The organism is Chryseobacterium culicis, from assembly GCF_900108365.1.
Taxonomy (GTDB): Bacteria; Bacteroidota; Bacteroidia; order Flavobacteriales; family Weeksellaceae; genus Chryseobacterium; species Chryseobacterium culicis.
Genome location: NZ_FNWQ01000011.1, coordinates 1 through 19,799 on the forward strand (window position 1 = coordinate 1; position 19,799 = coordinate 19,799).

At 30.8% G+C, this 19,799-nt stretch carries 11 protein-coding genes and 1 pseudogene; 4 read left to right on the plus strand and 8 right to left on the minus strand.

The window, feature by feature from the left end; genetic code table 11:
• Window positions 1–1,583: 1,583 nt before the first annotated feature.
• The 5 genes and pseudogenes from BLW74_RS21980 to BLW74_RS22000 form a co-directional block, all read right to left on the minus strand.
• Window positions 1,584–2,919, minus strand: a pseudogene (locus tag BLW74_RS21980) (transposase); the annotation flags it as partial.
• Between the two features lie 382 nt (window positions 2,920–3,301).
• Window positions 3,302–3,835, minus strand: coding sequence for a DUF3575 domain-containing protein (locus BLW74_RS21985; protein WP_089697050.1), 534 nt, complete (start codon window positions 3,833–3,835; stop codon window positions 3,302–3,304).
• Between the two features lie 257 nt (window positions 3,836–4,092).
• Window positions 4,093–5,361 (minus strand): hypothetical protein, encoded by a 1,269-nt coding sequence (locus BLW74_RS21990; RefSeq protein WP_089697053.1) that lies wholly within the window; start codon window positions 5,359–5,361, stop codon window positions 4,093–4,095.
• 139 nt (window positions 5,362–5,500) lie between these two features.
• A complete protein-coding gene (locus BLW74_RS21995; RefSeq protein WP_089697056.1) occupies window positions 5,501–6,535 on the minus strand; it encodes a C-type lectin-like domain-containing protein in 1,035 nt (344 codons plus the stop codon).
• Between the two features lie 422 nt (window positions 6,536–6,957).
• Window positions 6,958–7,185 (minus strand): hypothetical protein, encoded by a 228-nt coding sequence (locus BLW74_RS22000; RefSeq protein WP_089697058.1) that lies wholly within the window; start codon window positions 7,183–7,185, stop codon window positions 6,958–6,960.
• Between the two features lie 538 nt (window positions 7,186–7,723).
• On the opposite strand from BLW74_RS22000, the gene BLW74_RS22005 reads away from it, so the two are divergent.
• The 3 genes from BLW74_RS22005 to BLW74_RS22015 all read left to right on the plus strand — a co-directional run bounded on the left by BLW74_RS22005 (window position 7,724) and on the right by BLW74_RS22015 (window position 13,722).
• Window positions 7,724–11,914: a T9SS type B sorting domain-containing protein gene (locus BLW74_RS22005; RefSeq protein WP_089697061.1), complete on the plus strand. Its 4,191-nt coding sequence runs from the start codon at window positions 7,724–7,726 to the stop codon at window positions 11,912–11,914.
• 221 nt (window positions 11,915–12,135) lie between these two features.
• Window positions 12,136–12,840 carry a hypothetical protein gene (locus tag BLW74_RS22010; protein ID WP_139265779.1) on the plus strand — a complete coding sequence of 235 codons (705 nt, stop codon included), beginning with the start codon at window positions 12,136–12,138 and terminating at the stop codon, window positions 12,838–12,840.
• A gap of 30 nt (window positions 12,841–12,870) precedes the next feature.
• Window positions 12,871–13,722 (plus strand): GLPGLI family protein, encoded by an 852-nt coding sequence (locus BLW74_RS22015; RefSeq protein WP_089697066.1) that lies wholly within the window; start codon window positions 12,871–12,873, stop codon window positions 13,720–13,722.
• A gap of 383 nt (window positions 13,723–14,105) precedes the next feature.
• Here the strand turns inward: BLW74_RS22015 and BLW74_RS22835 are convergent, their stop codons facing one another.
• From BLW74_RS22835 to BLW74_RS22025, 3 genes are all read right to left on the minus strand, one after another.
• The gene (locus BLW74_RS22835) at window positions 14,106–14,201 is read right to left on the minus strand and encodes a hypothetical protein (protein WP_317041052.1); all 96 of its coding nucleotides are present in this window, start codon (window positions 14,199–14,201) and stop codon (window positions 14,106–14,108) included.
• A 245-nt stretch (window positions 14,202–14,446) separates the two neighbouring features.
• Window positions 14,447–15,970, minus strand: coding sequence for a phosphoethanolamine--lipid A transferase EptA (eptA, locus tag BLW74_RS22020; protein WP_089697070.1), 1,524 nt, complete (start codon window positions 15,968–15,970; stop codon window positions 14,447–14,449).
• Window positions 15,957–16,628 carry a phosphatase PAP2 family protein gene (locus BLW74_RS22025; RefSeq protein ID WP_228425019.1) on the minus strand — a complete coding sequence of 224 codons (672 nt, stop codon included), beginning with the start codon at window positions 16,626–16,628 and terminating at the stop codon, window positions 15,957–15,959. The genes eptA and BLW74_RS22025 overlap by 14 nt, the downstream gene beginning before the upstream one ends.
• A 465-nt stretch (window positions 16,629–17,093) precedes the next feature.
• Here BLW74_RS22025 and BLW74_RS22030 point away from each other — a divergent pair, with 465 nt between their 5' ends.
• Complete coding sequence (locus tag BLW74_RS22030; protein ID WP_089697077.1) at window positions 17,094–19,436, plus strand: patatin-like phospholipase family protein; 2,343 nt, start codon at window positions 17,094–17,096, stop codon at window positions 19,434–19,436.
• Window positions 19,437–19,799: the final 363 nt, after the last annotated feature.

Here is a 19,799-nt window from a genome sequence, read left to right on the forward strand (position 1 = left end):
TTTTTTTAGGGGAAATTTTGGATACATTTTATTTTCCTATACAACATATTCAAACCGATTGGGTTATGGGATTTTTTAATTACTCCTTGCAATATCGGCTGCATGAACATTTTATCAAATACAGACCCATAAAGTCCAGATCCCTCATCTAAATGTTAAAGAAGAAAGAACCCCACAGACTGACAAATCCGAATTTTGATCGCTAGTCGATTTATCTGAACCATATCTTTAATTAAATGCTTTAGCTACCCAATGCAAGAGTTTTACAATAAAGCAAAGACCAGACTCTTTTTTGAATAGAAAAGCGCCTTGGGAAAAGTAGCAGTCTTTGGAATATTTTATCCTTATTCAGCCTGATGCTACTGCCAGATTTTGGAACTCAAATGAAGAAATATTGCTCAGGAATTATACGTATTTAAGTTACATAAGAAAAAAATATTAATTAAGTCTCAAAGCCCAAAACCAGTAGGCTCTGCTGGCGAGCAACCAAGCAGCAATAGGCTTTTAGCTATACGGAAAGCGAGACCAAAAGGCCTCCTCTTTATATTTTCGGTATCTTTGCCTAAGAAAATCCTCTCCTAATTTGTAGCGGATCTATTATTATTCGCATACTTTATTATGCTTAAAATAGATCTGGTAGTGATAAAATAACTGTATAAACTTTTAGGTTTAAAAATCTATCAATGATATAATATTGCAAAACTATTTATATCCCTAAATATGCTATTTTTACTTATTTATTTAGAAAAAATATTCTCTGCTTTCCACATAGTACTTTGTTGTGACCGTATATTTTTTTCGTTTCTACTTTAATTATAGATATTTGTGCTGTATAAAATACGTAAGAATTTTTACAATACAGATTATCATAAATTGGGAGGGGGATTTTTTTAATACTTTTTCACAATTATAATTGGGTTGTAGCTAAAGTTATCTGTAGTAGCACCAGACTTTTTAGTTATATGTATGTAGTTTAACTCATTTCATAGCATGAGTCGTAAAACAATACTATTGTAATCCTACCCCCTCCTTTTAATGATAATTCCCTCTTTTAATTTTGCAAATTATCTTCAATACTGGAGTATACACTACTCCTAAAGTCAAATATAAAGTGACTAGTTTATTAATCATAGTTAAATCTCTCTTATCTGTTTTTTAATTCAATAAAGAAAACAGTAATTGCAAGAAATTATCAGCGACCTTGTTATTAGTACAAAAATATTTTGCTTTTTTTTATTTTTTAATGTATTTACTTTTTTGTACAATTAATTCCTCATTTTTTCTCAAAAGTATTAGATGATACTTCTATAATATAATAATCTTCTTGAAGGTTGTATTTTGCAAAATGCTAAATCTCTTGTTATATAAGTTGAAAAAAAATTGAATGATATTTTACTTTACAGATCATATTTATCTCAAAAGAATTTCCCGGCTTATTGCAAAAAAAAGAGGCTGTCTCAAAAAGATAGCCTTTTTTATGGTCATATTTTTTTTAACTCATTTTTTCAATGAATTTATTTTTTTTAGATCATATTTTTTAAGTTATTATGGTAGAATAAAGCAAAGGAAGGTTTTTCACCCTGCAGAGCCAATTTTTTAAGATTATGCACAATAGCAATCAAGCCGGTTTCTATTTCGACTTTATTTTGCCCTATGAGAAATAATCTTTTAAATGCTTTGTTATGTTTGATCTGAGCAAACACAGGTTCTACATCGTGGCAGCTTTGTTTTCTAAGCATTATGCCCCGTTTCATATTGAGAAGCTTATGAACCTTATGCCGAAGCTTTGAAAGTTTTTGGTTAGAAGGCGAAGATGTTATAATTTTGTTTTCTTATCTTTATCAAAATAATTACTTGATATAGGTTTTGACTTTTCTCTTTTGGAGAAAAATATAGTTCTCTTCTGAGCCATATCCTGCATCAGCCACTATTTCGTTGGAAGATTTATGATAAAGGTGTTCAAAATTCTTAATATGAGGAAGAAGGGTTTTAGTGTCACCAAAATTAGGATGCAGGGTATAATTAGCGATAAAATGATTCTCGGTACTCAACTGAAGATTGTAAGCCGCTTTGACCTGAATGTTACGCATATGATTCTCTTCATGCGCATAAAAGAGGAATCAGGATCTGTTTTTGAAAAGCGGTTCCGATTCCCAAGAATAACATCTTGTTTCTCATATTTTTCAAGATTTTCAGGCCAGTTCTTTTTTGCGTAATTAATCTTCTGACGAATTTTAGAGCAAATTTTCTTCTTTTTTAAAGTAAAATCTATCGTTTCTATAACAGATTTTATTTTTTCTTTGTCCATAGACTTAAAGGTTACGTCAGAAGGATCTTTCATTTCGTCCCTGGCTATTTCCTGAGTGTAGTTTCACAAGTTCTCAATTTGGAGCTCTATACATTCTTTATTCTTTTTGATAGCCTTTCCCCATACAAATTTGTAACGATTGGTATTGGCTTCTATTTTAGTCCCATCTGTAAAGATTGTTTGCAGGCTACCAAACCTTCTTTCTCCAGATATGATATAACAATTTGTGCGAAGATCTTTGTGAGTTCTCCTTTTAACCTCCCACTTCTGAAACGGCTCAAAGTATTATGATCAGGCCGGTTCATGGCGCTTAGCCACATAAAATGAACATTCTCTTTGAGTGCCTGCTGCAGATTTCTACTCGAATAAATATTACACAAATAGCCATAAACCAATACTTTCAAAAGCATTTTGGAATGATAAACCATTGTGTCGCCGGGTTTATAATTACGGAGCAAATTACTGATGTCCAGACCATCTATAACAGCTGAAATAGTTCGTACAGGATGATCATTTTCTATCAGCTCCGACAAATCAGGAGGAAAAAGAAAATTTTATTTGGGATTATAATCTTTAAAGACTACCGTTGATTTACTTAATACACAGTAAATTAATCAATTTGCAACTATTAGGAAAGCAAAAGTTTTCCTTTTTTATGCTCAAAAAAAGACTGCCTCACTTTTGAGACAGCCTGAATGATGAAGCAAACTATTAAAAAAAATTATTTAAAATGAAAATGAGTAAAGATAGCTATAGACTTTACTTCATTACTTTCATTTTTAAGTACTGTGAATTACAAATGTTTGTAAAAATATGGTTTCAAACTAAAAGGCAACATACAGAATATATTAAGATTATGTGATAAGAAAACTATTAAATATTGGGGAATAGATGATAGTGTAGATATTTATTGATGAGTGTTTTTGAAAGTTGTAATCACTAATATATACCATGATATATTGCCTATGTCATTGTTTAATTTGTAAGTTACTGTTAAAAAGAATAGCCTAAACCAACCCCTATATTTGGAAGTATTGCTGCTTCTTCAGCTTTAACAGGATTTTTGGAAAAGTTATCTTCTTTATAGCTAATTGCCATAAAATGTGCACCTGCGTTCAAGTCTAATGTGAATCCGCTTTTCCATACCCATTGATAACCCAATCTGGCAGTTACATCAAGCATGGTATAAGTATTTTTTAATTTTTTTTTGTCCGCCGTATATTTAGCTCTACCACCTCCAAATCCAGTGGAACCTGTCAGATAGAAGCCATTTAAAGCTTCTTTAAAATAATATCTATAAAAGATATTTGCACCAATATAGTTATACTTATAATCATCTACCTTAAAGGTTGCAAAGCCAGTACCAATACCAACTGTGGAATGATTACTTATGACCCTTTCATAAGAAATCAAGCTTGCACCTCCTCCTACAATTATAGATAGTGGGTCTACTTTAATAGAATTTTTTTGTTGTCCATTGATTGTTGCAAAAAGAGTTATTGCTCCTAAAAAAATTATTTTTCTCATTCTTAAAATATTAAAAAATTATTAAACATTTAATTCTGTGGCAAATATGTATGATTAAGGTTTACTGACAAAAAAGAAAGGGTACTGTTAAAGTACTTAACTATGTAAGGTTTTGGTTATTAATTGATTAAAATGATTGTATTTTCTTTACTGATATAATATTAAATGTTGATTTTATCAATTCATCTACTTTAAATCTTAATGCTTTAAATAATAATTCGAAATCTTGCTGTAAAATGTTAGTTATGAATTAAGTATTAAGACATCCTCTGAGCTGTGATATGGATACGCCTAATGTTATTGAAATCAAGGGTATCATTTAAATTATCAACATAAACAAATATTGTTACTCTGTACCAAATACCATCTACTGACAAGTCAATAGTTTCAATTTCTTGTGAATCATCGGAACCTGTTAAGCTGTTAAGTGGGGTAGAATTGCTGTTCATATTATCTCCCCAGTTTAAATATATGCCATTATCAGTTTCGACATATCCTCCTGGAGCGACTAAAATATTAGCTCGACGATAGCGGTCTACACTAGAGAGCGCGGAATACCAAATTTTAATATTATTTCCAAATATGTTAACAAGACGAGGGTTGTATGTGACACTACCTGAGCCAGCATTTGAATTTGATGTAAAATTCAAATCGACTCTGATTTTTCCTCCTAAAATTGGTGCGCTTTTCCCGGAAGAATTTAGGAAATTACTCAATAATCCAACATGATATGTAGGAACTTCGTATGTATAGAATTCATATTCTCCTGAACTCAGTTTTTTTCCTCCTCCAATATTAACGGTGCAATTATGCCCTCCTAGTGAAATCGGAAATGAAGTTAAGGTCGGGCTATTAACTGTTGATGTACCTGAAACATTAAAGGTTAGTGTACCAGTCCCTTGCGTGAAATTTCCCTGCTGAAGGGTAGCTGTAAGACCATTAACAGGACCTATTGTTTGAGTGCTAAATATTCCTCCATTTCCACCAGTATAAGGTATTTTTAGTAATCCCTGAACCATCATTCCGGCAGTATAAGTAGATGGCTCTAAGTTAGCGTCTGCACATTTTAAAGCTTCTACTGTACCTTGTTTGAGAGTTCGGCCATCTAGAGTTAGCCATTGCGTACCGTTCCAATATACATAACCAACATATGTAAAGGTAGATATTGTTCCAAGGTTAAAAACAAGTAAACCTAATGCTGGATTTGGAATTGTTGAAGAATCATTATAAGAATTAAGAGCAAGCCTTGGACCTAGGAAGCCTTTTTGTTTTCCTGTCAGCAATTGGTTTACATTTAATTCTAAGATAGCTGAAGCATCTGGTAATGTAGTTCCAATTCCTGCAGAACCATCTTCAGTGATAACAAAGTCGTTCGCTTGTTGTCCTATCGTTGGAGTTCCGATAGGATTGTTATCCTTTTTACCATCAATATTAAACATTCCCTGAGGATTCGATGTATTTATCCCGACCTGAGAGTAAAATTTTGCATAAGCAACAATTGCTATTGAAAGAATAATCTTTTTCATAGTTACCGAATATTTTTACTGATTATTTAAATTCTTTTTATAATTAAAGATGTATTATACAAAACCGAAACATTATATGGTTTTTTTAATATCACAAATAGTTTTTACTATTTGATAAGTAATCTTACTTATGCGTAATTTAATCTTCATTGAATTCTAAAATTACTTGATCAAAATCAGCTCCTGCAAAATTAGTTACGTTCCCATTGAGATCATTCCATTGCCTAGATGTACTGTTAAGGTTTGTATAGATGTGACACGAACCCTCTATTCCCTGATTATTGTTTGGTTCACCTGCCGCAAAAAAACTTTGAGGTGTGGAGTTGGGAGATGTTGTCCAGTCAATTGTCCATTCTTCACCTGTTATCCATGTGAAGGCCGTAGGATTTCCCGGATTAGCCACTTTATTGTATCCAATCCAAATATTATTATTAAAGTTGAACCCAGAATTAGGAGCCAAAATATTAGTGTATACCCAATTTCTTTCATCATTACTGGTCATGGTTATAATATAGCCACCTATCTGTTTTCCTAAATTAAAAGTCTCATAAAAGCTTTTTCCACCACCTAATTGATATGCACAATATGTATGTCCATTCACATCCCATTTTTTACATCCTTTTTCAGCTACAGATACACCGTTGAATGTTAATGGTATTTTCCTTTGTGATGCTTTAGTCGGTACATATCCTAATATCGTAGGACTGAACTTAATTATTCCTGAATCAGTCGGACTTGCATAAGGAAAAAAAGATACAACCCATGTAGATCCCGAAGTATTTCCTGTACTTTTGACCATTGCATAATACCCAGAAGGTATAATCAAACTACTCTGGGCGTTGGCATTCTTCGAGACATCTATTTTTTCAGAGCCATGAGGTAATAAGACTATGTTGTTATTACTACCGTTTCTTATCTCATATATTCTACCACCAAAATTAGACTCTATCTGAGCTTGTGGTAAAGTGATTGCAGATGGGCTATTTCCCCTGAAGTCGATGTACTGATCGCTTTTTAATATATTGTAAATAACGCTGGTTATTACTTTGTAATTTGTTGAAAAAGAGCCTTTTACATCTAATGTGCTGCCTGGGTTAGCCGTGTTAATACCAACCTGTGTGAAGAAAAAGCGCGATTGAAGAATCAAAAGTACTATAATAATTTTTACTTTCATTTAGTTTTTATTTCAAATTATTGGATAAAAAATTGAATCAAATTTAAAATGTACATAGTCATTAAATTATAGTAATAATTAATATTACATAAATTCTTGAGGCACATCAATTGTTATAATATTATGGTGTTTTTAATTAATTAAACTTTATACATCAATTTTATAACACAGTAAGAATTCTTAAACTTTTAAGATATTATTCCTGATTGTTATTGTTTGATAGTAAGTTATTTTGAGTTAAATATCAATTCATGTCACAAAGTATCCGATAACAAGTTACTTTTAAAGCATTGTTTATTTATTCTGTAAAGTTGTTCATTTTTGTTTCGAAGCATGAAAATATACATTCCACTGTAAGTAGCAAACTGGACAGATAACCCATTTGAGGTTGTAGCAGAAGAAATAAGTCCATTCTATTGAGGTCAATTGTTCAGTGATAAGTTGGACGAATTTAACTTATCTTCGTTTGAAACAAAAGCAAAATTGTGAATATTACTAACTGCACTTACAGTTTTTAACGCAAATGCTGACATCATTTCGTTAGCAGTCACATCAGAATTAAAGCCTGATAGTGTTATTTTTTTATAAGTTTTGGCGTAAGCACCACTATTTGAAAAAATCAAAATTAGAGATAGTAAATTGTTCTTCATATTATTTGAATTTTTTATTAAATTAACTTCAATGCTCCTTGTTAAAATATTTAGTTTGAGCAAAGTACAATCAAAAAAAAATTCCGTCAAAAAAAAACAGATACCATGAAAGTACTTGTGATCTTGTATAAATAATTTTATTCAAATTTTTTATCTTTTTTAACTTTGCTGACTTTACAAATAGTTTTAAGATATCTATAAATAATAATCTTATAAACCTGACTTATTAAATTTTACTTTTTAATTTATTGAATGCTAAATTTGATATTTGATGTCCTTGAATGCTTTAAAAATGCACATTTCTTGTAAGGACAACTATTAGTTTATGGATTAATATTTTGGCTATAGTTTCGAAATTTTGTAGTAAGTACTTACTTGGTCGGCCTTAGTTAAGATTTATCACTTATTAAAACCTTTTTTTTTATAGTTTCGAATAAATTTTCTATCTGACCCCTTAAATTTAATTAAGTATTTAGGTTTTAATATATTTCTTTACACACACCATCATTCTTAGTTCTTAATTACTTCTAATTTTATTATGGATAAATTTATACAATTACTTGGATTTCTTTTTGCAGCAATGGTCTTATCACAAAGTCCTGTAAAGATAAAAGATGCATTCAATAATGAAAGTTTTAATGTAAGCTGCACTAACAATCTTAATGATGATGGGTGCCTTTTGCTAAATGTAGATTATCCTGAATTAAAAAAAACGGATAATTATCAGGTCAGCGCGATCTCATACAACCCACCTGTAACAATGAATCAGGGAACTCCAATTAATGCATATTATGATGATCTTTTTGCAGTAAAATTGGATATCCCTTTTAAATTTTGTTTTTTTAATCAGTATTTTGATGGTCTGGTTGTAGGTTCTAACGGTATGATTACATTTAATTTGGACCAATTAGGAAATATCAATTATCCCAATGTACAATGGCAAAATCCTAACACAGGGCTTTCTAAAAACTCAATTTTCGGAGTGTATAATGATCTGGTTTTTTCCGCTGGGGACACATCTGAAATTTACTATTCTACAGTCGGAAATGCCCCATACAGAAAGTTTATTATCAGCTTTTACGAAGGAAGAATAGCAGGTTGTACAGAGAGGTCTTCATCGCAGATTGTTATATATGAAACTACTAATATTATAGATGTATTTGTCGATAAAAAACCAGCGCCTTGTTCCACGCGAAAGTTTGAAAATTCATTGATTGGGATTGTTAATAATGACGGAACAGTTGGATACTCACCACCAGGCAGAAATACTGGAAACTGGCAAGCGTTAAAGGAAGGATGGAGGTTTACTCCTCTGGGGGGTACTATTGTCCCACAGATAAAATGGACTGACTCCCAAGGTCAGATTGTAGGATCCGGAATACAAACAACAGTTTGTCCGACTGCTAATGAAGTTTATACGGCAACTGTTAATTATGAGTTGTGTGGAAACAGTATTTTTACTTTAAAAGACGATTTTATAGTAACTTTTGATCCTTCATATCCAGCTGCAGAGAATTTTACGAAAAGTTATTGTGGAACTATACCTGTCGCAGTTAATTTAAATAATTTTCAATCAGATCTTACATCGCAAAACCCTGCAAACTTTAACTTTAGTTTTTATACTACTTTGCAAAGTGCACAAAATGGAATCAACGCAATTCCTGCATCATTGTCTCTTATCAGTGACACTGTAATATATGTAAGGATCCAGAATCCAATTATTCCGGGATGTTTTAGAATAGCTGTTCTAACTTTAAATATTATTACTAAAACCTTACTTAAAACTAAAATTGAAATTTGTGATACTAATAATGATAATGTAGAGCATAATTATGATCTAAGTTTACTTAATGATCAGCTTTTTTCACCAGGAACATCTGGTATTTCATACCATATAACACAAGCCGATGCTAACAGTAACACGAACCCTATTGTCACAACTACTATAACACCCTCTACAAATATTTGGGTAAGACTTCAGGAAGCAAACTGCTCATATGTGTTAGGACCAGTAAGTTTTCAGTTTAAACAGGGGGCTAATATCAATTCACCTTTAAGTTTTTCTTATATGACTTGTGACATTAATGATGATAACGTTGAACCTTTTGATTATGCTTTGCAATTAGGTGCTCTAATTGGTGCACAACAAGGATCTACTTATACAGCATATCAGACTTACAATGAGGCTGTTGCTGGTACAGGTTCGGGTTTAACAAACATAATGGGAGGGACTTACCAGGTTTTTATTAGAGTACAAATCCCGAATGGATGTTTTGCGGTGGTTATCGTGAATATGAGCGTAATCTTTAAGAAAATACATGCAAACGAAAAGACTGAGTATATTTGTTTTAATGGAATTGACGATGTCAGTATTAATCTAATTACATTGTCCGCGGGTATGCTTATATCTGCTGCCATCCCTGTGATTGAGTTTTATGATGATTATGCAGCTGCTAATGCTGGCCTAAATCCGATAAGTCCAATCCAAACGATTACAGAGAATGGTCATTTGGTTACCAAAAAATACTTTGTACGTTTTGAAGAATCAGATTTTTGCTATACCGTAAGAGCAATCAATGTAAATCTTGTGCATCCTGTTACTTTTAAATCTGATTTTGTTGTTTGCGATTTTAATCATGATAATACTGAAAACATACAGCTTGCTCAGTATTCAGGTGCTATTGTTGGAAACCAGAATGCAACAACATTATTTTACCTTACCCAGGCTGATGCACAAAATGGCAGTAATCCAATAATTTCATTAACTATTACAGGTAGCCAGCAAATTTTTGTCAAAATCATTTCTTACAATTGTTTTGAAATTTATCCAATAAATTTTAGTCTCACCTCAAATTCTGGTGTTAATACTGCGGTCAATATTTTAGTTAAAAATATATGTGATAATAATAATGATGGCTCGGAAATGTATAATTTATTACAGGTTCAGCCTCAAATTTATAATGGTTCTAATGCTATTTTCAGCTATTATATGAACTATGACAGTACGACTAATAACTTCACTAATCCTATCAATAATCCCACACAATTTGTTGTCAGTGGAAATTCTACAGTGTATGTAAAAATTGAATTTCCTATTATTGAATGTTTTTCTGTAGCGAAAGTTCAAATACAGATGACATTTCTGACTCCTATAGTTTTGAGTAATGCCATATTAGATACTTGCGATAAAAACTTTGATTTGAATGAGACATTTCAGCTGATTGATGCCTTACCACAGTTATTTAATACATCCTTAAATACTCTGCCGCTTTCGGATATGTCCATATCTTATTATCTTACTGCAGCAGATGCCAATTTAGGAAATCCGGCTGGCCAAATTGGAAATAGTATCATTACTAATATTTCTTCATTAACGGTTTGGGTGAGATTTCAATCCAGAACTACAGGATGTTATTCTATTGCCTCGATTCAGCTGAATACTTATTTTCCTCCAAAAGCTATTGATTCTACTATTAGTGTTTGTGATGAAAATCTTGATGGTAGCTATGAGGTTAATTTGCTGAACTTTACCAATTTAATGGTGAATATACCTAATGCATTAAATACCTTTAGTTTTTATCTTACGCAACAGGATGCACAAAATGGGATAAACGCAATTTCTAATCCTTCAAATTATAGTGTTTCTCCATTTCCGACACATATATGGGTCAAAATCCAGAATATTCCTGGTTGTTATGATTTTGCACGGATTCGTTTTGTGTTTGGAAACAAGATTTCGTTGTTGAATCCAGGACCATTTAAGCTCAATAATGTTTGTGATATTGGGAATGATGGAATTGAAAATGTTAATTTACTACAATTTGAGCAGCAGATATACTCTGGTGGTAATGCAACATTTACCTACTATCCATCTTTGATTGATCTTAATGCCGGTACAAATGCTATTGTCAATCCATCAGCTTACCTATTCAACCAGAATACAGGATCCAATATTATTTACGTAAAGATCAGCGTTACAGAGTTTTGTTCCGAAAAGGCAGAGATTCACATTTCGCTGAAACCAACTCCTTTTTTCACACTTCCAACACAGTACATCTGTCCTGATGGTTTCCTTACTTATAAGGCAAATATAGAAGGATATAATGTTTTAAGCTATGTCTGGAAAGATCCTAATGGAAATATTATTTCAACGACAGCAATGGTAACAGGAATTAAAATGGTCGGTATATACAGTCTTACAATAGTATCTGATAATGGTTGTTCTTATACAGCAACAATGGAAGTGAAATATTTCGATGTCCCGGTTATTCAGAACATTAATATTAATGGAGCAATATGTACTGTTTTTGCAACCGGATCCAAACCAATTCTGTATTCTATAGATGGCATCACGTGGCAGAGTAGCAATGTATTCAATGGTCTGCCGGGAGAAATTATTACTTTTTATGTGAAATATATAGGAGAGGAATGTATTATTAAGCGCGAAGAGCTCATTTTAGATATAAAGAATACTATTACACCAAACGGAGACGGCAGAAATGACCGATGGATTGTGAAAAATCTTCGCATTTTTGGAGACAAGGTTACAAATGCTAAAGTATTTGACCGATACCAAACACTAATCTTTGAACAAAATACCAATACGGAGATCAATTGGGATGGAACAATTGCAGGACGGCCTATTCCAACAGCCAATTATTGGTATATAATTACCCTGCCCAATGGCAAAACGTATACAGGCTGGCTTGTTGTTAAAAATAGGGAGTAATTTTAGCATATAAAAAATTATAAATATAGGACTTGTTATTTATGATGCTTAACATATGTCCGATTAAATTAGTTCAGAAAACGTAAAAAACTAAATGCTGGATTTATTTCGAATAAACAATTATTTAATAATGTATTAAGATTTATGGAAAGGTCAAGTAAATTATTAAATATTAACTAATGTTCGACATTTCTAATTATTAACATATAAAACAAATATTTATGAAAAAATTATTAGTACCATTTTTTTGTATGGTTATGGTGAGTTTCTTATCCGCACAAAATACAAATAATGTGAAGAAGGAAATTTCTAAATTGTCAATTACCCCAAATGAAGTAATTAATAACTATATGGAGGCACTAGGCGGTAAGGATAAGCTGGATGCTGTAAAGAGTATGTTGAAAGAAACTACAATGAGTATAGAAGGTATAGATGTAGTGACTACAGAAAAAAGGATGGGAAATAAGTACAAAATTGTGCAAACCGCCATGGGTATGGAAATGGAGGTTCAGGTATTCAATGGTGAAAAAGGTTATAAAAGCACAACGACGGAAGAAGGGACTGTACAAAAACAGATTATGACAGAAGAAGAAATTATAAAGGCTAAAAAATCTATTACATTGGGTATTTTACCAATTTTTGATCCGGCTAAATATATTTCTGTAACAACTGATAAGATAGATGATAAAGAATATTATATATTATCTTCAGATAAATCCAAAGCATATTTTGATATACGTACCGGCCTTTTCTACAAAACAATATCGGAGGGTAGAGAAATGATTTTTAAAGAATATCTTATTGTGGATGGGTTAAAATTGCCAGGAATAATAGAAGTGAAAACTAAACAAAAAACGATTGAAATGAAAACAACAAAACTGATTTTAAACTCTGGCGTAACCGAGTCTGATTTTATTGTATTTTAATATTAATTCTCCTTAGAAATTTCTAAAATAATGAAAAAAATACTGTTTATAGCATCAATATCGACCTTCATCAGTATCAATGCACAGAATATTAATCAGTCTGTAAATCGTTTTTTTTATGAATTGAATTTTAGGCCTAAAAAAGATTCTGCAAGAATGGATAGAGCTATTGCTATTCTTGATATTACCGGTGAAAAATCAGTATATCAGGATGATAGTTTCGGAGATATCAATGAAAAAAGTATAAATGCACAGTTAGACAAAATTGATAAGAAAAAGGAATTTGATGATTTTTCTAATTTTATGAAAAAGCCTAAATTTACTTACAAAATTGTTAAAAAATACCCGGCTATGACACTACAATATAATGATAATATCTCTTTAGAAGGAAATTTTGCTTACGAAGAAACTCGTGAATTTAACTGGAAAATCTTGCCCGAAAAAGAGATGATAGGAGAATATAATACCCAAAAAGCGACAACAGAATTTGGAGGAAGATTATGGACAGCATGGTTTAGTACAAGCATTGTTTTTTCTGATGGTCCATACAAATTTTATGGTTTACCAGGTTTAATTGTCAAATTAGAAGACGCTGAAAAAGATTATTCTTGGATTTTGATTGGAAATTCTAAGGTTAATAGTAGTGATGATGAAGATTCTAATGTTAAAATTATTTCAAAGCAAAAATTTACAAATGCTCTTAAATTATTTAAGCAAGATCCTTTTAGGGAGCTAAGAGTTCTTATGGATAAAATTCCTGCTGCATCAAAAAATTCTATAAAAATGCCGGGAACTAATTCTACAATTAGCGAATATGTGAGTAAGCAAGAAAATTTTGTCAAGGATATGTTTAATTCTAATGATAATCCAATAGAAAAATAACATATAGTATATAACTAACTTAATGATTTTAGCAAAAACATAAATTCTTCATTACATTTAACAGGGCAAATCTATTTGAAACGTACCCTTTTCCCTTAGCTCTTGATTCCTTTGTAACAACATTTTAAATAGCTAACTTGTGTTCAAGCATTTATAGGCTTTCTCGGTTTATTATAGGATTTGAATAATTATCTATAATTGTACTTCGTGGTACAGGTAACTGATGGATTTATATTTTATCAAAATATAACTATCATATAAAATTCCAGATTAATCTGGAATTTTATATGATAGTTTTAAATTATATGAAAGAAATCTCGGTATCATTCTAATGGTCGAAAAAACAGTTCACAGCTCCATTATTGATATTACTTGTGGATTGGCTAGAATAGTATCTTCGTCATTACCAGACCAAGTTTCATATTCTGATCTACTGTGATTTGCTGCTCAAAATCTTTATATCCTGGATTATAAATAATTACTGTGTATAATTACCTTAAGAAAGAGATAGAGAATTAAATCCATACTCATTGGATTGGAATGTTAATTTTAGGACCTTCACTTACCTTTGCAGATAATCCGACTAACAGCTCATCGTTATTTTGTCTTTCATCACAATTCCGGTTATAAAATAGGTTTGCTAGTTTATTGCATGATAAAGAAGAACAGCGCGGTGGTGTACTGGTAATTTTTAAAAAAGGATGTTTGCATTTTGAACTTTTCACTATTTTATAAAAATGTTCATTTCTTCATCATAAATAGGACTTTTAATGCTTAAAAAATTTAGAACGCTATGAAATACATGATTCTGAGAAAGTGTTTCATATGATTTTAGCTGTATAGAATTATTTGATATCCAAACTATAAAAGGGATTTCGTATTGCTCTTTTGGAGCTATTTTAATTGGTAAGCCGTGCATGTATAAATTATTTTCTCCTAAGGACTCCCCATGATCAGAAACAAATATCATAGCACTTTTGTATGTATTCATTTTTTTTAGTTTACCAATAACAGTCGATAAAATATGGTCTGTATATAGTATTGTATTATCATATGCATTTATTAGATCTTGATTGGAACAGTTTGCTAAATCAACACTGTTGCAAACAGGTTTGAAAATCTCAAAGCCAGTTGGATATTTCTTGTTATATGAAGGACCGTGGCTTGTACTAGTATGCAATATTACTAATATTTTATTATTTTTAGAAGATTGTATTTCTTCCTCTAAATCAGTGAGAAGTATTTCATCATAATTGCAGCCAACTCCTTTGCAGTTTTGTCTCAAGATGTCCCCATTTTGATATTTTTTGATATGCAAAGGTGGTTCTCCCCAGTTAGTGGTTCTCCAAATAACTTCAACATTATTTCTATACAGATAATTTGGCAATATCTCATTTAAATCATCACTTTTTTTATGCTCTAAGATGCTTTTAACACCAGCAGTTGTATAGGTTGCCGTAGAAATGGCATCGAAATGATAAACATTAGACAACTTGGTTAATTGAGGATTCGTATTTTTGTTGTAACCGTATAGAGAGAAGTTTTGCTTTCTTGCAGATTCTCCTATTACAAGAATTATTACAGCCTTTTCATTATCCTGGATCGTAGCTTTAGGCAGTAAAATTTCTCTTTCAGTTTTCTTTTTATTGTTTATGTAAAATATTAAAGAATTGACTGAATAAGACCACGGCATTGCTAAGCCACCAAGAGTTTTCGAGTTTTTGTCTATCCATAACCAATTGTTAGAATTAGCATATACAATTATAAATATAAACACAACAGTTTGTACCGATACGAGCGCAAATCTTCTTGCTCTAGGCAAAATTATATTAGCTTTTGAAATATATATACTGGGGAAAACACCGAACAAAAAAATATATATTACCAATTTTAATGATATATAGCTGCTGGACTCTGAGTAATTTGTGTTAAATATATTTCCAATCATTGACTCATCGATAATTATGCCATAAGTATCTATAAAATAAAGCGCGACAGAATTTATAATAAACGAAATAACCATAAGAACTTTTGCAATAAATCTGAATAAAAAGTATATTAGATAATAAAATAATGCATTAACAACGATCATTAATACAATAAGATTGACAATGAGCATAATGCCGCTATAACTTGTAAGCTTTAAGTTTTTAAATACAAAACAATAAAAAGGAATATGGAATAATAGGAGAGTGAGAAGGCTCATTAATATAGCAAAATGAGCTAATTTCATATCATTTTTTAACATAGCGTAAAATAATTTTATATACAGTAATTAATAAACAGTTTAATGTTATATAAAATATTATAAGACCTTCTTGTAATATTTTAATAACAAGTAAAGTACATAGTATTAAAAATATTGAAATAAATATGGGATAACTGTTTTTGTTATTAATCCAGAACCATATCCGTGTTTTTTGACTAATAAAAATTCCTAATAGACCACAGATATAACCTAAAATGGCTCCAAATATTACATCAAGAGGATAGTGCGCACCAACGGCCACTCTTGTAAATGCCGCAATTAGTCCAACTGTAATGGAAGTAAAGAAATAAATGCACTTATAACCTATTCTTTGAGGTGAAAAAGCAAATAATAGAATTGTGAGCACAGTAAAAATAGTTACAGAATGTCCTGAAGGTAAACTATTACTTCCAGATAATGTCTCTCCTATAATAATAAAGCTATCACGATCTAAAATTGCTGCAGGCCTGGGAATAGAAAATATTTTTTTTAATATAGTAGAAATACAACCTGATATTATAATACCAGATAATAAAGATTCCCAAATTTTAGGAATATAGAGTATAAATATAGATATAATTGATAGGAGAATCACTGTGTCACCTAACTGGTTTATATTGTATTGTAAATAAGGGAATTGGGATAATTTTGAATTCATTAAATAAAAGTGCTCCTTCTGAATTTCTATATAATTTATAACAGATAGGGAGTCACTTATATAAAGTTGTAATAAGATTACAACTAGAAATAAGACGGGTGGATAGAAAACTGTAATTTTGAGTTTCGAATAATTTCTTAACACAAGTTCATTCATAATTTTGTGAATTTTATTTAAAAAGAATACTGTTGTAATTGACAGTTAGAATCTTAACTATTGTGAGAGAATAGACTTTTAGAAAATCTAAAGATTCAAATCTATGTTTATTTATACATAATAAAGAATATCGAAAGACCTTAATATTTTACTAAAAGAAGCTAAAAAAAGATTTTAACTTTAGTTATATCAATTTCCCCATTTTAAGATTTTTTTAAAGGTGTACCATTAAAGTACCTTTCATATTTCCTTTCTAATATTCGCTTCTATGTCCGATATGTTTCGTTTACATTCGCGGAAATATTTAATATGAAAAAAAGAATCAGTCTAATTTTTATGTTTCTATCAATATATCTTGCTGCTCAAGATTCTTTAAAAATTACAAAAGAATCGAAATTTGGCTTAGTTCTTAGTGGCGGAGGGGCTAAGGGGTTTGCCCATATTGGAATTTTAAAAATGATTGATTCCTTAGGTATTAAAATTGATTATATCACTGGGACAAGTATGGGTGGCATTCTAGGTGGATTATATGCTATGGGATATTCTGGAGAAGATTTGAAAAATGTTGTGTATAATACAAATTGGAAAAGAGTTCTCAGTAATACAATTCCTTATAATAAGATAAATATTAGTGAAAAAGATGAGTATGGTAAATATGTTGTTGAATTACCTGTTTCTAGAGGGATTCCTTCATTACCCAGTTCACTTATCGAAGGTCAATATATGTCAGAAGTGCTTAGTACACTTGCTTTTAGAGCAAACCATATTAATGACTTTAGCAAACTAAGTATTCCTGTTGAGCTGACATCTTCAGATATTATCAATGGAGGGCTTGTAATGCAGAAAAAGGGGTCTCTTGCTTTAGCGATAAGAGCTACGTTAGCTATTCCTGCCGTGTTTGCTCCAGTTTATATAGGAGATGAACTTTTTGTAGATGGTGGCTTGGACCGTAATTTTCCTGTAAAGGAATTAAAAGATATGGGAGCAGATTACATAATTGGTGGATATGCCGGATTTAGACTTTTTACAAAAAAAGAAGTTGAAAACCCTATAAAAATGATTTATCAAACTCACGCTTTTCGTTCAGTTCAAGACTATTCATACCAGAAGAAAATGACAGATCTATTAATTGATTTTGTTAAACCTCTTAATAACTATACAACGAAAGATTTTAAGCATTACAAAAAAATTATTAAAATAGGGGAAAGGGAAGCAGAGAACAATCTTCAAAAATTTCTTGAACTTGCAAAAAAACAGAAGGATCTTGGAATATCAAGCAATCACCGAATGATCGACGAAATTAAAAAACCTACTGTAGGATTTACATATAAGGAAGAGAATGGTACAGCTTTAGAATCTAGTGAAATTGTAGCTATAAGGAACTTAATGAACCTGAAGGAAGGAGAATATTATGATGTGAAAAAAGTAAATGAATCTATTGATAAAATTTTTGGCATGAGACGTTATGAAAAGGTATATTATACATACACCGACACAAATGAAGGTCTTATTATGAATATTTTTGTTAAAAAAATTAGGCAAAGTGTTTTAAAAATGGCGTTACATTACGACAATGAACAATCAGTTGGAATTGTTGTTAATTTTACGTATAGAAATATACCAAAGAAATTTAGGTCAGTAGCAACGATTGATATTTCTGAACGTTTTAAAGGTCGTTTTCAATTTCAAAAATTCTTAGATGATGAATTTCGTTTTTGGATAAATACTGAAGCTATGATTTCAAACACTAAAAGTAATGATTTTATATTACGTGTTATAAATGAACTCGATGATGATAGTGCAACGGTAGAGACTTATGGTTATAACAATATATTTACTAATATTAACGCCTCGGTTAATTATAACTTGAATAATAATATATGTTCGTCTTTGGGAATTGAATATAGCAGAGATAAAGTTAACCGATCCTTTGATAGAGTATATCAAGGTCTATTGCGAAGTAATGACAAAAGTGTTTTTAATAATAATAATATTAATTTATTTTTTAAATTAAACCAAAACAGTTTAAATGAGAGGTATTATCCATCGTCAGGAAATCAGTTGCAAATAATATCAAAATATTATCTGGGAGGCCATTATAACTTATATAATTTAGAAGATACCAATACATCACTTTTTAATTATCTTAATCCAAGAAATGATAATTACTTTATTCCGGAAAATTTATTAAGCCTCGCTATTAGTGAAAACTTTTTCTTACCTATAAATAAAAGGCTTTCTTTAGGATCGAGTATATTTCTTGGGACCTATTTTTCCTCCAATAATGACCCAGAAAAGTCTCCTTATCTTTTCTTCAATCAAAAATATAATATTGGAGGAACCGAATATCACTTTGGTTTAAGTAATTCTACATTTAATGGTTTCAGGCAAAATGAATTACCCGTTAATTCATTTTTTAAGTTGGGAGTTGACGTTCAATATAATTGGTATGAAAATTTTTATGTCACTCCATCTTTTCATTTTGGTAGTGTAAGCAGTGAATTATTTCCATTCAATGAAAATGAAATATTATATGGTTATGGTGCAGGTATTGGATGGAAATCTATTATTGGACCAATTAACCTTACTATATCAAAAAATAATTTTTTTGATTTTTGGCGAGCATACCTTAGTATTGGCTTTAAATTCTAAAATATTGAAAAACCATTGGAATTATTCTTCTTTAGATTTTTTGCAAGATGAAATATGCATTTAGTAGACATGCTTTAGCTTTTTAAATGAAGGATTAAAATTGAAGGGAGTTAATAATTGAAGAGTACTATTTTGTAATGGTCTATAAAATAATAAATCTTTTAATAGAGAAAAGCTTAGTAAGGATCATTCTTTATTAGTTTGAACGTACTATCAATACTTGCGTTGATTTTAATATTTTATTTTACTTTTTCTCGTTTAGACCAATAAGTAATTTACATTGCCATACTTAGACTTTAAGAAACTTAATTATCAAATCTGATATATAATAAGTGCACTATTAGAATGTAAATGTATATTGAG